The 14499-nt window shown below is 38.0% G+C and carries 15 protein-coding genes and 2 tRNA genes; 6 read left to right on the top strand and 11 right to left on the bottom strand.

The features are described from left to right. Positions 1–68: 68 nt before the first annotated feature. The 3 genes from B3297_RS22095 to B3297_RS22105 all read right to left on the bottom strand — a co-directional run bounded on the left by B3297_RS22095 (position 69) and on the right by B3297_RS22105 (position 1261). Positions 69–701 (bottom strand): phosphatase PAP2 family protein, encoded by a 633-nt coding sequence (locus B3297_RS22095; RefSeq protein ID WP_286779516.1) that lies wholly within the window; start codon positions 699–701, stop codon positions 69–71. 172 nt (positions 702–873) lie between these two features. After that, positions 874–945: transfer RNA gene (locus tag B3297_RS22100), tRNA-Arg, on the bottom strand. A 232-nt stretch (positions 946–1177) separates the two neighbouring features. After that, positions 1178–1261 (bottom strand) — tRNA-Tyr (locus B3297_RS22105). 288 nt (positions 1262–1549) lie between these two features. Here B3297_RS22105 and B3297_RS22110 point away from each other — a divergent pair. The 6 genes from B3297_RS22110 (at position 1550) to B3297_RS22135 (ending at position 7956) form a co-directional block, all read left to right on the top strand. Beyond that, positions 1550–2182: a peroxiredoxin gene (locus B3297_RS22110; protein WP_070562738.1), complete on the top strand. Its 633-nt coding sequence runs from the start codon at positions 1550–1552 to the stop codon at positions 2180–2182. An 84-nt stretch (positions 2183–2266) separates the two neighbouring features. Next, positions 2267–2581 carry a thioredoxin family protein gene (locus B3297_RS22115; RefSeq protein ID WP_046673204.1) on the top strand — a complete coding sequence of 105 codons (315 nt, stop codon included), beginning with the start codon at positions 2267–2269 and terminating at the stop codon, positions 2579–2581. Beyond that, positions 2562–2816, top strand: coding sequence for a DUF6952 family protein (locus B3297_RS22120; RefSeq protein WP_046673203.1), 255 nt, complete (start codon positions 2562–2564; stop codon positions 2814–2816). Before B3297_RS22115 ends, B3297_RS22120 begins: the two co-directional genes overlap by 20 nt. A 659-nt stretch (positions 2817–3475) precedes the next feature. Next, the gene (locus B3297_RS22125; RefSeq protein WP_070562735.1) at positions 3476–5929 is read left to right on the top strand and encodes a PIG-L family deacetylase; all 2454 of its coding nucleotides are present in this window, start codon (positions 3476–3478) and stop codon (positions 5927–5929) included. 7 nt (positions 5930–5936) lie between these two features. Then, the gene (locus tag B3297_RS22130; protein ID WP_070562731.1) at positions 5937–6146 is read left to right on the top strand and encodes a hypothetical protein; all 210 of its coding nucleotides are present in this window, start codon (positions 5937–5939) and stop codon (positions 6144–6146) included. 94 nt (positions 6147–6240) lie between these two features. Continuing rightward, on the top strand, positions 6241–7956 hold the full coding sequence (locus B3297_RS22135; protein WP_115046104.1) for a sodium:solute symporter: 1716 nt from the start codon (positions 6241–6243) through the stop codon (positions 7954–7956). Positions 7957–7978: 22 nt separating this feature from the next. Here B3297_RS22135 and B3297_RS22140 read toward each other — a convergent pair whose 3' ends face one another. The 8 genes from B3297_RS22140 to B3297_RS22175 all read right to left on the bottom strand — a co-directional run bounded on the left by B3297_RS22140 (position 7979) and on the right by B3297_RS22175 (position 14072). Next, positions 7979–8845 (bottom strand): N-acetylmuramoyl-L-alanine amidase, encoded by an 867-nt coding sequence (locus B3297_RS22140; RefSeq protein WP_112375151.1) that lies wholly within the window; start codon positions 8843–8845, stop codon positions 7979–7981. Continuing rightward, positions 8845–9882 (bottom strand): DUF3078 domain-containing protein, encoded by a 1038-nt coding sequence (locus tag B3297_RS22145; protein ID WP_112375152.1) that lies wholly within the window; start codon positions 9880–9882, stop codon positions 8845–8847. The genes B3297_RS22140 and B3297_RS22145 overlap by 1 nt, the downstream gene beginning before the upstream one ends. Before the next feature lie 22 nt (positions 9883–9904). Next, on the bottom strand, positions 9905–10666 hold the full coding sequence (locus B3297_RS22150) for a hypothetical protein (protein WP_115046102.1): 762 nt from the start codon (positions 10664–10666) through the stop codon (positions 9905–9907). Positions 10667–10727: 61 nt separating this feature from the next. Beyond that, a complete protein-coding gene (locus B3297_RS22155; protein WP_070562717.1) occupies positions 10728–11561 on the bottom strand; it encodes a glucosaminidase domain-containing protein in 834 nt (277 codons plus the stop codon). Between the two features lie 15 nt (positions 11562–11576). Further along, positions 11577–12101: a glucosaminidase domain-containing protein gene (locus B3297_RS22160; RefSeq protein WP_046673195.1), complete on the bottom strand. Its 525-nt coding sequence runs from the start codon at positions 12099–12101 to the stop codon at positions 11577–11579. Positions 12102–12123: 22 nt separating this feature from the next. Then, a complete protein-coding gene (locus B3297_RS22165; RefSeq protein ID WP_070562845.1) occupies positions 12124–12759 on the bottom strand; it encodes an O-methyltransferase in 636 nt (211 codons plus the stop codon). A gap of 241 nt (positions 12760–13000) precedes the next feature. Then, positions 13001–13630, bottom strand: coding sequence for a GTP cyclohydrolase I FolE (gene folE / locus B3297_RS22170; protein ID WP_112375154.1), 630 nt, complete (start codon positions 13628–13630; stop codon positions 13001–13003). Positions 13631–13658: 28 nt separating this feature from the next. Further along, entirely contained in the window at positions 13659–14072 is a 414-nt protein-coding gene (locus B3297_RS22175) for a 6-pyruvoyl trahydropterin synthase family protein (RefSeq protein WP_070562714.1), read from the bottom strand. Positions 14073–14499 lie beyond the last annotated feature (427 nt).

The raw sequence follows: 14499 nt of genomic DNA on the forward strand, positions 1-14499 counted from the left end.
CGATGGAAGTATCTTCTTACTGAATTTAAAGTTTGACCTGAAGAAATCTCGTGCTAAATGACATGCGTTTATTTTTCAAGACATAAGGCATGGCAAGTAAATAAAAACAAGCCGTACCGCTTCCTAAAATTGATCCAAACCAAACATCTTCTACGAAATGCTGTCCCCAAATACACCCGAGAGTAGGCTGTTAATGCAGCGAGAATAAATACAGTTATACCAAAAGCTTTATTTTTTGAGAGAATACCTAACGTAGCCGCCAGCGCAAAGGCCGAAGTTGTATGTCCGGAAGGGAAGGAGTTAAAGTGCGCTACACGCAACCAAGAAACAACATGGAATGTAGGATTTCCATGAAATACGGTTGCCGGTCTATCGGCATCGAAAAGGTTTTTCAGTATACAGCAGATCAGCCCCGAGAAAATATATGTCCCCAGGATAGCTCGGGCAAAATTCCATTGCTGCGTACAGCAGTAGGCAATAAAAACACCTATAACAAAAAGACCGTCTCCAAAATAAGTCTGTATTGTAAAAAGAATATCAGCCCAAAATGAATGACGAGTATTCACAAAATGGAATGCATCTTCCTTCGGAATAAATATAACAACAGCTGTCATTAAGACTATCCAAATGCTAAAGCAAGCAAAAAAAGCAGGGTTAGCTGCATATACCTTTCTAAATTGGTATAATAAAAATTTTCCCATTCAATTTATATTATCGGATTACAGGCCAAAAGTAAAATTGCTGTAAATAATTATCCGAAAATAATCATTCCAATAAAAATTTACAATTCTATTACCTATTTATTTTGATAAGAAAAGGAAAAGTTTTATTGAATAAACAAAAAAAGCGATGGAAATCCATCGCTTTTCTCAGTAGCCCCGAGCAGAATCGAACTGCTATCAAATGTTTAGGAAACATCTATTCTATCCGTTGAACTACGGGGCCTTTCAGAAGCCAAACTTAGGCTTATTTTATATATAAGTCAATAGCTAGTCTAAAATCCTGTTATATTTTTTTAAAAAAGAGAGGTAGCCACTATATAGACTCATTATACCAAAGCGATTAACATTGACCATAGCCAAAATATATATCAAAATCGTTTCACGTACGATGGAATAGTCACGATCAACCGCAAATTTAGAACCTGTAAAATAGACTGGATTTAGAAAAGAAAAAATGGTGGAGGGAGAAGGATTCGAACCTTCGAAGCCGAAGCAACGGATTTACAGTCCGTCCCATTTGACCGCTCTGGAACCCCTCCAGCATTGTGCTGTTCTAGAATTGAACGTCGCAAAAGTAGCTTTTGATTTGCAAAACTGCAATAATTTTTGGGTATAAATCTGTAACTAGCGCAGTATGAATTCATTTATTTTCATGCAACATATAAATGGTCTGTTAATCATCAGATCAACCTATCATTATTATAATAAAAACTTATTGTTATAATCTAGTCATAATAGATTTTGACGATAGTGTATTGGTAAAATCAATTCGCTTTTTGGATCGAGTTGCTGTATCTTTGTGTCAACAAAAAAAAGAAAGATATATTATGAGTTTCACAGGTAAAAGTTTTCCAAGCATTACAGTAGATGCAATTGATTATTTAGGCGACAATTTACAGATCAACATTTTTGAAAAAGCAGTTAAAGAAGGTAAAAAAGTGCTTTTATTTTGGTATCCAAAAGATTTCACTTTCGTATGTCCTACTGAATTACACGCTTTTCAAGAAGCAGCTGCTGAGTTTGAAAAACGCAATACAGTCTTAATCGGCGCTTCTTGCGATACAAATGAAGTACACTTTGCTTGGTTAAACACAGCAAAAGATAACGGTGGAATTGAAGGTGTTGAATATCCTCTATTGGCAGACACCAACCGCAACTTATCAAGTATATTAGGAATCTTAGATGTTCAAGAAGTTGAACACCCTGAATACGGAACATTGGCACAAGGTTCTGCGGTTACTTATAGAGCAACATATTTGATCGACGAAACTGGCCGTGTATTCCATGAATCAGTAAACGACATGCCTTTGGGTCGTAACGTTAAAGAATACTTACGTTTGATCGATGCTTACGCTCACGTACAGAAATTTGGCGAAGTGTGTCCTGCAAACTGGGAAGAAGGTAAAGATGCAATGAACGCAGATAGAAAAGGTGTAGCTGATTATTTAGCTAAACACTAACAATACAAGACCACAGTGTCTTTTCGACAGGAGCTTTTCCCGGCTCCTGTTGATTTCTCCAACAATCACCTTAAAAATAAAATCATGTTACAAGAATTAGAAAACGATAATTTACAAGAAATTGTAAACAATAACGATATTGTAATGGTTCAGTACTCCGCAACTTGGTGTGGTAACTGTAAAATCATGAAACCGAAATTCAAAAAATTGGCTGGCGAAAATGATAGCGTACCTTTTGTTATTGCTGATGCAGAAAAATTCCCTGAATCCCGCAAACTAGCAAATGTCAATAACCTACCCACTTTCGCTGCTTTTAAAAACGGTAAATTAGTCAATCAGGTACAAACAAATAAGTTAGACGCATTAGTAGAATTATTCAATGAAACTACCAGTAATTAAGCATTTGACAGAGTTCATCGAGCAGAATGATGTAGATTATGTCTTGGAAACAATCGAGACACTGGAAGCTTTAACCGAAGCTCCTTTGAAAGATGAAGAACTTGACGTTCTTGGTGAATTGATTTCAAACCTATACGGAGCTGTAGAGGTAGATAAATTAATTAAAGAAGGTAACTCCAAAAAAGACGCGTTAAATATGTTTATGAAGCGTGTTCTAGGTGCCATTGATAAATAGTGTTTGGTCCCAAAAACATTCGCGTGAAACTTTCTTTAAAGGTTGCTCCTGTCGTTTTTGAGCATTTGAAACATAGAGACTAAAATCGATTGAAATTTGTCAAACAAATATACAATTGGCTTTAGACCAATACAGATTTTTTTGAAGGTAGCGGAAAACCTATCTTACCTTAAATATCGCTGTATTGCAGCATCTTAAACGCATGACGCCGCTATATTATATGTTTTCCAAAAGCTAAAATGTTGACAAAATTTAGCAATGTGGAAAACTAATTAAGGTAATCTGACAGAACTAAATATTTTCTACATATATTTACTTATGTTAAAGGTTGCCACTTGGAGCGAAGCGACAAAATAACTATTCTCTAAAAATTCGTTTCAGGAAAAAATATTTTAATTGTTAAACGGAAATTCCAGCTTGATTGGGATTTCCGTTTTTTATTTATGCCTATATTTTACCATTTAGTGATCTATCCCTCTACCTCGTCACTCAAACTAGCTTCCTTTTATGGCCCTAAGTTTAATTCGCCTAATATCCATAAGTCAAAGCAATATACCAACGTCACAAGTGGGCTAATTAAAGACTGTCAATTAAAAAGACACGCAATAAAATTACAATCTCCAACAATCCGTTGTTCATCAAAATTTTTATCTTTAAACATGCGAAGACCTTTTCTCTCTGTTATCATTATTTTGGCTGGCATCTTGTCAACTTCAATCGTTAAAGCACAGAATCCACAGTGGAACGCTGCTGAAATTAAACTTCATCTAGAAAAACTGAACGTGCTGGGGTCGGTACTCTATTTTGCAGCACATCCCGATGATGAAAATACCCGGCTAATAGCTTGGCTAGCGCAGGAAAAAAAATATAAAACAGGCTATTTATCCCTAACTCGAGGTGATGGGGGACAAAACCTTATCGGAACAGAACAAGGTATTGAACTTGGATTGATTCGAACGCAGGAATTACTGGCAGCTCGAAAAATCGATAAAGGTGAGCAATTTTTTTCATCAGCATACGATTTTGGATTCTCGAAGACTCCAGAGGAAACTTTCGAATTCTGGGATAAACAGCGTGTTCTCCGCGAAGCCGTATGGATTATCCGCAAATTTAGGCCCGATGTCATCATCACGCGTTTTCCTCCCGATTCAAGGGGTGGCCATGGTCATCATCAAGCCTCGGCCATTCTAGCACATGAAGCCTTTAAAGCTGCTGCTGATCCGAATATATTCCCAGAGCAACTTCAATTTGTACGCCCCTGGAAAGCTAAACGCTTGCTTTGGAATACAGCTAACTTCGGAGGTCAAAACAATACACGTGAAGATCAGTTAAAAATAGATATCGGGGATTACAATTCTCTTCTAGGAGCCTCTTATGGAGAAATTGCCGCACACAGCCGTTCATCACACAAAAGCCAAGGCTTTGGTTCGGCAAGCCAACGTGGCTCTTCAATCGAATACTTTGAGTATGTAGACGGTGCACCTGCAAAAAATACACTCTTGGATGGAGTTGACACCTCATGGAAAAGAATTCAAAACGGCAGTAAAGTTGAGTCCTTAATTGACCACATCAATCAAACATATCAAATTGATAAACCCGAATTGATCATTGCTGAATTGATCCAACTGTACAAAGCACTGGATCAAATTGATGATGAATACTGGAAAACTGAAAAGAAAAAAGAGGTTGAAAAACTAATTCTTGCCTGTGGTGGAATTTGGTTCGAAAGTATCGCTAAAAATCCATCCTATGCCTTGGAAGATCAGATCAAAGTAGAACATTCCATTATTGTTCGGCGTCCAAATGTAACCGTTGAGCTGACCCAAATAAATGGAAATAGCATTCATGAAACACTAAAAATAAACAAGCTACAAAGAGACTCGGTTCTTATACATGCCGACAGGACGACACAACCATACTGGTTGATTGATCCACATGGAAAAGGCAAATTTAATGTCAGTGATTTTAACCTGACAGGCTATCCAGAAAACCCCTATGCTCCAGAGGTATCCTTTCAACTCCGGATCAATGGTGAAAATATCACACTCAATCAACCCATAAAATATAAATATACCGATCCTGTTCGTGGCGAAATCTATGACCCCATTGTGATCGTCCCACAGTTGACGGCAAAAAGTTCCAGCCCTTTGGCACTTACACAAAATGCCCACACTGTCAAAGTGAATCTGACTTTTCAGAAAAACGGACAAGCAAACACAACCACATTTAACGTCAGACCGCATGTACCTAAAGGCTGGGAAGTTTCACCGGCATCTTTTGACCTATCTTTTGACAAAGGCGAGCGTACAATTTCCAGAGAGATCAGCATAAAACCATCAGATGCTTCTAAATCTTCCATTGATACCCTTGGGTTCCTCTTGGCAGACAAAGAACGTTTAAAGGAGATAAAATCCATCGACTACAATCATATACCTAATATTGTTTATTTTCCAGATGTCGCTATAAAAATGAGCAATATCAACCTGGTCAACGACGTAAAGAGCGTGGCATACATCCATGGGGCAGGGGATCTAATTCCTGAATCATTGACGGCCATTGGTATAAAAGTCGATGTGTTAAGTAACGAACAAGCTTTAAAAACAGATCTTTCTAGCTATGACGCGGTAATTCTTGGTGTCCGAATATTCAACGTTAACAAACAAATTGTTCCGCTCCAAAACAAACTACTCGCGTATGTCAACATGGGCGGAACAGTTTTAGCGCAATACAATGTAAACAATGGACTGATCTCAAAAAACTTTGGTCCTTTTCCTTTTAGCGTCGGAAGAAGCCGGGTAACAGATGAACTTGCGACAGTACACTTCGATAAAAATGATCCGATTTTCAATTACCCGAACAAGATCAGCGAAGCTGACTTCGAACACTGGGTACAGGAGCGGGGGTTATATTTTGCAGAAGATATTGATAAAAAGTACCGCACTCCGATCAGCATGCAAGATCCCGGTGAACCCTTGCACAACGGCTCACTACTCATTGCTCAATATGGAAAAGGTAAATTTGTTTATACATCTTTATCTTTTTTCAGACAATTGCCTGCAGGAATTCCCGGAGCTTATAGATTATTCGTAAATTTGTTATCAAAATCAAAATAATATAATAATGGAAAATCAGATTGACAACAGCTGCACAACAATTGATGCTGGCAAAGCAAAAGGAATCATTCTTTTAGTTGCTGTAGTATTTGGTGCATTAATTGGATTCACTGCAAACGAGACATTTCTAAGCATCTTCGGTGGTGCTATTGTCGGATTGATTATCGCTGCTATTTTTAATAGTGTTATCTATCCACAGAAGCCTTCAGATAGATAAAAAATATGAATAGCTGGAAGCGTTTCTACTGGTTAGTCGTTATCTGGCTATTTTTATTCATCCTTTTTCTGTACATTTTCACGAACCACTATTCATGAGTACAGCAGATTGGATTGTTTTATTTCTGACACTCTTATTTATTGTCATATATGGCATTTATAAGAGTAGGGGTATAAAAAATATTGATGGATATCTTCTAGGTAATCGTTCTTTACCCTGGTATCATGTCGGATTATCAGTAATGGCGACGCAAGCGAGCGCCATTACTTTCTTATCTGCCCCCGGACTAGCCTATTCTTCTGGAATGAGTTTTGTCCAATTCTACTTTGGTCTTCCGTTGGCCATGATTGTGCTCTGCATTACATTTGTCCCTATTTTTCATAAGCTAAAAGTATTTACAGCCTACGAATTTCTAGAAAAACGTTTTGACGTCAAAACCAGAGGACTCACTGCTATTCTTTTTTTGATACAGCGGGGGATATCAACAGGTATTACCATCTTTGCACCCGCTTTAATTATATCGACCATTCTTCATATTGATCTTACCTGGACCACATTGGCCATAGGGATTTTTGTTGTTATCTATACGACCTATGGAGGAACCAAAGCCGTATCTCATACGCAGTTGCTTCAAATGAGCATTATCTTTGGATCATTACTCGTAGCAGGCATATTAGTTATCCATCTCCTGCCAGAGTCAATTGGATTATCAAAAGCACTTCATATTGCAGGAAAATCAGGAAAAACCAACGCGTTGGATTTTACTTTTGACCTCAATAATAACTATACGCTTTGGACAGGACTAATCGGAGGTTTTTTCCTACAGCTTTCCTACTTCGGGACCGACCAAAGTCAAGTAGGCCGTTATTTGACAGGGGCTTCGATCAAGGAAAGTCGCATAGGGTTGATTATGAATGGTCTACTGAAAATCCCCATGCAATTTGCGATCCTGTTGATTGGAGTTCTGGTATTTACCTATTATCAATTCCATCAGCCACCCATTTTTTTCAATCAAGTCGAGATCAAGAAGCTTAAAGAAAGCAAATATGCTCCTGATTACCAGATTCTCGAACAAAAGCATAGCGAGCTGTTTAAAACACGTGAATCTGTTGTTCAGCAGCTTAATACAGCATTGGATCACGACGATGAAAAAAGAATTGCTGATCATCGATCCTCACTCGGTCAACTTAATGCAAAAATGCAAGCGGTAAAAGAAGGGACTTTGGACTTAATCAAAAAAAACAACCCAACAGCGGAAACGAATGACAATAATTATGTCTTTCTTTCTTTTGTGACGAGCGTCTTCCCAAAGGGCCTAATTGGGCTACTCATAGCGGTCATTTTTCTCGCATCCATGGGGTCTACAGCAAGTGCTATCAACTCATTGGCTTCAACAACGACCATTGATATCTACAAAAGATTTATTAATCCTACCTCATCTGAAAAACAAGAACTTTTGTGGTCGCGTTTATTTACGTTGATCTGGGGTACATTTACTGTTATTGTTGCTTTGTATGCGAACAGATTGGGTAATCTCCTCGAAGCGGTCAATATCCTGGGCTCACTATTCTATGGTACTATCCTAGGGATCTTTATCGTCGCCTTCTACATGAAGAAAATTCAAGGCAAAGCTGTTTTTCTTGCAGCCATTCTTTCCGAAATTATCGTGATAGCGGTATGGACGATAAATAAGATTCCTTTTCTTTGGCTAAATCTTATTGGCTGCCTAGCTGTCATGTTAATCGCCTATATCGTACAACTGGGGGTGAAAGCACCTCGTCCTATAGAGGACAAAAGGGATCTTGAATAAAAAAAAGCCTGATTGCTCAGGCTCAGTATTTTTTATAGATATTGTACAATACACTCTTATCGTATATGGTCAATTCGGGGGTTGTATCTCGAACGACAAACTTTCGTTTAAAGGCAACGATAGCGGCTTTTAGATTGGATGTATCATAACCAATAATTTTAAGCGCATCTATCGCATTAAAGCTATCAGGAGGGGCCACAAGCTGTCCTTCATCATACCATATTCCAAAACCCCGTTCTGCAAGCTTTTTCCACGGGAAAAAAACGCTTGGATCATTCTTGCGTGATGGAGCGATATCAGCATGGCCAATAAAATTATTTGCTGGAATTAAATAACGCGATTTCAAGGTATCAAGCACAGTCATCAATGAATTAATTTGTGCCTCAGGAAAAGGCTCCCTACCATTATTATCCAATTCTATACCTATAGAACAGGAGTTCATGTCGACAATAGAACCCCATTTTGCCACCCCCGCATGCCAAGACCGAACATAATCGTTCAACATTTGTATAATCTCCCCATTCCGGCCAATGACATAATGTGAACTCACTTTAGTTCTTGGAATCTGAAAGGTTTTGATCGTCTGCCCAATACTATCTTGTGCTGTATGATGAATAATGACATAGTTAGGTTTACGAACATCATAATGTATGGCTTCCTCTTGGCGCCAATAAGGATGGTTTCCAGATTTCTGTAAAAAAACAACCTTTCTTTCCTCAGGTGTCAATAAATTGGTATCTGGCTTAGCTTCGACTTTCTCTTCCACAACCAATGCAGAAGCAAATGACGCAACTAGCGGTTTTGCAACCACCGGCTGTATCTTCGACTTGCAGCTTGCCAAAGACAGCAATGAACAAAGCAATATCCCTATTGACACAGACCTAAACATTATTTTGGTAAACTATAGACTATACCCATTGCCAGCGACTGGCTCAACTGTACTCTTGAAATAACATCTGGATCATAGATCATAATACCATTTAAGTTCACATTGATGACTCTCGTGACTTTTGCCGTTACAGTTACATCCAGACGGTGTGTAGGATTGGAAAGTTTCTCGTAATCAGCAAAAAGGTTATAACGAGCCTTTACATTCAGTTTATCTGTGAAGTTTTTGTCTAGGTTACCCGTTAGCTGGAATGCCAGTGCATTGGCAAAAGTGCGGTCTTCCTTTACACCAAATCGTTCACCAGTACCCGCACTTGGATTGTTAGGATCTCTATAATAGCCATATTTCTCAAAGAAACCTTCTCCAGAACGAGGCTTAACACGCTCATCCAAGATAAAAGTCTGGCGTGCAGTACCTGTACCGAAACGTAGGGAAAATTCGTTACTAGGCTTATACTCAAGACCGAAAGATTCTGTCAGATAAGCTGGTGCCATAAACGCATTCTCAATATAGTCTATTGTATCTCTGCCGTTAACCGTTTTATACTTATAACCCGCATCAAATTGCGACTCAAATGTCACCGACGTAAACAATGCCCAATTGGCAGACAATTTATAAGAAAGCTTATTATCCCAAAATATACGGTCATTATTCTTCTTCGCAATATTATTGGTATTCTTTATCTTTCCATAACGTAAATCAACTTCGGTCACAAAATTGAAATTGTCCTTCGTATAATCCGATTTATGATTCGCATTCAATCCTACAGCAATAGAACCAACACCGCCACCTTTCCAATTATCATTAAATGACGCCTGATTTAAATTGATCCCAAATTTTGTCCAATGTTTCCAATAGTCTACCTCTAAGTTTAGTTTTGGAACTATAGGACGAATCGTTTTAATATTTAATGGTTGCTCTTTCTGTACAGAAATTACGGTATCTGGCTTAGCGCGAAGATCTTTCAGATCCTGTGCTTTTAAGCTGGTAATAGAAAGGCAAAGCAGAGCCATGCCGACAAAATTGAATAACTTCATTCTGAAAACGTCTATTTTTTGTTTACGGTACTAATTTATAATTAATTGTTGGAAAAGGCTCAATAAAATATTGCGAAGGGTTCAATTGATACTGTGAATAACAATCCTTGATATAATTCGCCAGTTCATAATCACTCGCTGAGAGAACAAAGAAATAGGAGGGTCTAAATATCCTTCTAAATCGTTCTGCTTCATCGCTATTTAGTCCAGTAATCTTGCTGATAAGCTCTTTCGAAAATTTATAATCGATCACATTTTCCTTATAGTCATTTTCAATGGTTTTAGTTAGTCGACGTGCTCTTTTGGCCTCCTTGCTAAATAAACTATAGATTGAATTGATGCTTAATCCAGCACCATTTTGACCAACAGAAAATACGTCACCATAACCCGCAAGACGATACGCTTTCTCGTAATCCTCCTTTGCTTTTTTCAGAATTTCTTCTGGCGTCTTGCGTGCAAAAACCTGAACTTCATCAATATAAAACGATTCACGTACCAAATGAAATAGCAACAATCCACGCTTATCCACCTGAAGAGTATCTGAAAAATAGCCTTTACATAGCGCAACAATATGATCTCCTAGCTGTGCATTAAAGACAAATTCTCCTTTAATAGTATTATAATTGACCTCCCCGGTACGCAAGTTCGCCAGCTTCACATTTCCAATACGTTGTTTGGTATTTTTATCAAAAACAATACCCTCGACTTTTTTATCTTGGCAAAAAAGTGAAGAAGTAAAGCCAACAAGGGCAATAAGTAGAAAAATATATCGCTGTAGTAACACTTTCGTAAAACTACTATATCGCTGTACAAAAGCGAAATATTTAACATCTTTTAAAGCGTAACTATTTAGATATAACCAATAGCTGACCTAAAGATAGGGCATCATCGGTAAGACCGTTTAGGGATTTGATCTGATCAACGGATACATTGTACAGCTTACTGAGCGAATATAACGTATCCTGCGCTTTAACCTCATGAATACGCATAGCTACCGGGCTCTTGATTTCTTCTGTCTTTACGACGGTAGGAGGGGTTTCTTGTACATTCTGTACGATCTCGACCTGAACAGTCTCTTCACGTACAACCTTTTCACGTGGCGATTCACCGCGATCGTATTGATCAAGATGATATCTTTCGATCATTTCGATCAGCAATTCAGGATAACGCGGATTGGTGGCGTATCCAGCCGCTTTCAAGCCTTTGGCCCAGCCTTTATAGTCGTTCTTATCCAACTTAAAGAGTGCCGCATATCGCGGTCGTAACAGAAACTCTGAGTGATCCCGAAAAGATTGTTCGGGATTTTCATAAACCCGAAAACAGTCATTGATATTATCATCGGGACGAGTCACGGATTTTCCTTTCCAAACTCCGCCACATTTAATACCGAAATGATTATTAGCCTCACGCGCAAGATAACTGTTACCATTACCGGATTCCAGTAAAGCCTGAGCAAGTTTAATGCTCGCAGGAATACCATATTTATTCATTTCTGCAACGGCCACATCTTTGTAATGAGCAATATAGTCGTTGCCAGCCATGGTAGGTCGCCCCACAGAAGAGGATGAAGAAGTTTTTGAATTGGAGCCAGATTTAGTGGAGGAAATTGTGCCTCTCCGGCTTGAACATGATGTAATCAACATCATGAATACAAACATGCCATAAAAAAACTTCTTCATGCAATACTATCGCGCTTATTTTTTTGTTGACGAGAATCTATTTTGCTTAGCATCATTATCAAACATATCCAAATGATATTGTCTAATAGTAGCGAGTACTTTTGCTGTCCAACCTTTACTCGTAGAGTAGCCCGAACGAGCAATCGCTTTTACCCAAGCTTCGTATTTTTCACCGGGATGTTTTTCAAAAAGACTCTGAGTAGTCTTTTTTCTTTTTACTATTCCTACAAAATCATCATACGAGTCCATTACAGACCGATAACCTTTGTAAGCTGACCGAATAACGGTACTGTTGTTTTTTCCTTTGACACCAAAATGGTTATTCAAATTTTTTGCTACCCTGCTACCACCATTTCCGCTTTCATGCATAGCGATGGCTAAGATAACCGATGCTGGAACACCATGTTCCTCCATCATTTCTTTTGCTATTGGACTGTACTTATCGACATATGCCGCATTACTTTGAGCTGAAACTTTTGTTAATCCAAAAGTTCCCAAAGCTAGTAACAGTACAAAGCTTTTTAATTGTTTTAAATTCATGAAGAATGTTTTAGTTCACAAATTACTTCTTGCGCAAGGCAAAAAGTCCGTCTCGAATCGGTAATATTACCTTTTCTACGCGCTTGTCCTGAGCTAAACGTGCATTCAAATCAATGATCTGCTTTGTTTGGTTGTCTGGTTTTGAATCTAACACCTTACCTTTCCATAAGACATTGTCAATCAAAATAAGTCCCCCAGACGGAACTTGATTTATTATCGTTTCGAAATAATATAAATTTCTCTTTTTGTCCGCGTCGATAAATACCAAATCAAATGTTTCATCTAATGTAGGTAGTATTACCGCTGCATCTCCAATATGATATTTGATTTTATCAGCAAATGCCGATTCATCAAAATAACCTTGGACGCGTTCTTGTTGCTCTGCATTGATATCGATAGTATGCAATATCCCATCTTCCTGCAGCCCTTCTGCGAGACACAACGTTGCGTATCCCGTAAACGTTCCTATTTCCAAAATACGTTTCGGAGCAACCACTTTACTCAATAAAGAAAGAACTCTTCCCTGGTAGTGTCCAGATAACATATGGGGCATTGTTTCCTTCAAATATGTCTCCCGATTTACCCTTTTCAGTAACGAATTTTCCTCGTCTGTAGTATGTTCCAAATAGGACTCTAAATCGTCGGCAACAATTTCCATAACCACAAAGGTACCAAAAAACATTTTTATGATAAAAACTTTTTTTTACAAAAAACTGAATATCAATTAAATACAATTATCCTTTTGTAAAGAGCATTTTTCGGAAATCGCCTCAGAAGCATAAAAAAGCCATATTGCCATTTTTTGATTTTCTATTTTGTTTCCAAATTTCATCAAAAAAATAACCCACTAAAAGGTGATATTTTAGCGGGCTATTTTTTATTATTAAACAACAAATATATTAAGCAAGATCAGCAGTGATCAAGCGTAAAAATTCGGATCTTGTGACATCATTTTGAAATGCTCCAGTAAATGCAGAGGTGGTGGTTACAGAATTCTGTTTCTGAACACCACGCATGGCCATACACATGTGCTTACATTCCATGACCACAGCTACGCCACGAGCGCCCAAAGTTTCTTGAATACAATCTCTGATCTCATTGGTAAGACGTTCCTGAACCTGCAGACGACGCGCAAAAATATCAACGACACGTGGTATTTTACTTAAACCTACAATATGACCATTGGGAATATATGCGATATGCGCTTTACCAAAGAAAGGCAACATATGATGCTCGCAAAGAGAATATACTTCAATATCCTTGACGACGACCATTTGACTGTAGTCCTCCTCAAACATTGCTCCCCGTAACACTTCCGCAGCATCGATATCATAGCCATGTGTCAAAAATTGGAATGCCTTTGCGACACGTTCTGGTGTTTTCACCAAACCTTCACGTTTTGGATCTTCCCCCAGACATTCCAATATATCTGTATAATGAGCAGCGATGCGATCTACCTTTTCAGTATTGTATTTGTCGATCTTAATATATCCATCCAACTCTTCGTTGTCAAATGAGTGTTGACTCATAGTTTCTACTATTTAAATGTATTAAAGATTAATCGCCAAAATATTCGACGTAATTATTTTCTGTTTCATGCAAACGGACACTATGCAAGATCACACCCTGTTCATCAAACAGCGGTTTTAAGATCTTAAATATTTCGATTGCGATATTCTCCGTAGAAGCCATGACTCCCTTCATAAAATCAACATCTAAATTGAAATTACGGTGATCGACTTTGTCAATGATACTACGATTGATTATTTCTTTCATGATCTTTAAATCGATCAAAAAACCAGTCTCCGGATTGACTTTTCCTTTAACTGTTACATAAAGATCATAATTATGTCCATGCCAATTTGGATTGGAGCAAAGACCAAATACCTGTTCATTCTGCTCTTTACTCCAGTCTTCACGATAGAGCTTGTGCGCAGCACAGAAACGTTCGCGACGAGTTATAAATACCATAATGATACAAAGATAAGGCATTAAGAGCAATTAAAACATCTCAATTTAAGGAATGAAGTCAGAATATAGTAATATAATGGAGTGCCTTCCGCCTTTTGTCATCACACAGGGATAAAAAGCTCCTTATTCTTAGCTGTAACATGATTTCGGGAATTAATTTGCTAAGACTTCGCAGTGAGTTTTTGTATGCACCCTGTTGACAAAAGTGTTGCCGGATAATGCGGATACTTTAACATGATATTCTTTATGTTTTAATTAGGTTTTACTTAGGTTTTAGTTAGGTTTTGTTTAGGTTTAGTATAGGTTGGACCTAAATTAAACCTAACTAAATTCTAAACTAAAGGTATATAAAAGCTAAACTAATATATAAGAAGGTCATAGCTGTTTCTGATTTCAATAGGCTAAAAATGGCACCGTTCGGACTCGA

It is taken from the genome of Sphingobacterium sp. UBA3519 (genome assembly GCF_002377215.1).
Lineage (GTDB): Bacteria > Bacteroidota > Bacteroidia > Sphingobacteriales > Sphingobacteriaceae > Sphingobacterium > Sphingobacterium multivorum.

Excerpts from the sequence above, each read along its gene's own strand:
- B3297_RS22160 (WP_046673195.1), bottom strand. The coding sequence starts at position 12,101 with ATGAATTTAAAACAATTAAAAAGCTTTGTACTGTTACTAGCTTTGGGA.
- B3297_RS22165 (WP_070562845.1), bottom strand. The coding sequence starts at position 12,759 with ATGGAAATTGTTGCCGACGATTTAGAGTCCTATTTGGAACATACTACA.
- B3297_RS22140 (WP_112375151.1), bottom strand. The coding sequence starts at position 8,845 with ATGTTTAGGTCTGTGTCAATAGGGATATTGCTTTGTTCATTGCTGTCT.
- B3297_RS22145 (WP_112375152.1), bottom strand. The coding sequence starts at position 9,882 with ATGAAGTTATTCAATTTTGTCGGCATGGCTCTGCTTTGCCTTTCTATT.
- B3297_RS22110 (WP_070562738.1), top strand. The coding sequence starts at position 1,550 with ATGAGTTTCACAGGTAAAAGTTTTCCAAGCATTACAGTAGATGCAATT.
- B3297_RS22135 (WP_115046104.1), top strand. The coding sequence starts at position 6,241 with ATGAGTACAGCAGATTGGATTGTTTTATTTCTGACACTCTTATTTATT.
- folE (WP_112375154.1), bottom strand. The coding sequence starts at position 13,630 with ATGAGTCAACACTCATTTGACAACGAAGAGTTGGATGGATATATTAAG.
- B3297_RS22175 (WP_070562714.1), bottom strand. The coding sequence starts at position 14,072 with ATGGTATTTATAACTCGTCGCGAACGTTTCTGTGCTGCGCACAAGCTC.
- B3297_RS22155 (WP_070562717.1), bottom strand. The coding sequence starts at position 11,561 with ATGAAGAAGTTTTTTTATGGCATGTTTGTATTCATGATGTTGATTACA.
- B3297_RS22130 (WP_070562731.1), top strand. The coding sequence starts at position 5,937 with ATGGAAAATCAGATTGACAACAGCTGCACAACAATTGATGCTGGCAAA.
- B3297_RS22115 (WP_046673204.1), top strand. The coding sequence starts at position 2,267 with ATGTTACAAGAATTAGAAAACGATAATTTACAAGAAATTGTAAACAAT.
- B3297_RS22120 (WP_046673203.1), top strand. The coding sequence starts at position 2,562 with ATGAAACTACCAGTAATTAAGCATTTGACAGAGTTCATCGAGCAGAAT.
- B3297_RS22125 (WP_070562735.1), top strand. The coding sequence starts at position 3,476 with ATGCGAAGACCTTTTCTCTCTGTTATCATTATTTTGGCTGGCATCTTG.
- B3297_RS22095 (WP_286779516.1), bottom strand. The coding sequence starts at position 701 with ATGGGAAAATTTTTATTATACCAATTTAGAAAGGTATATGCAGCTAAC.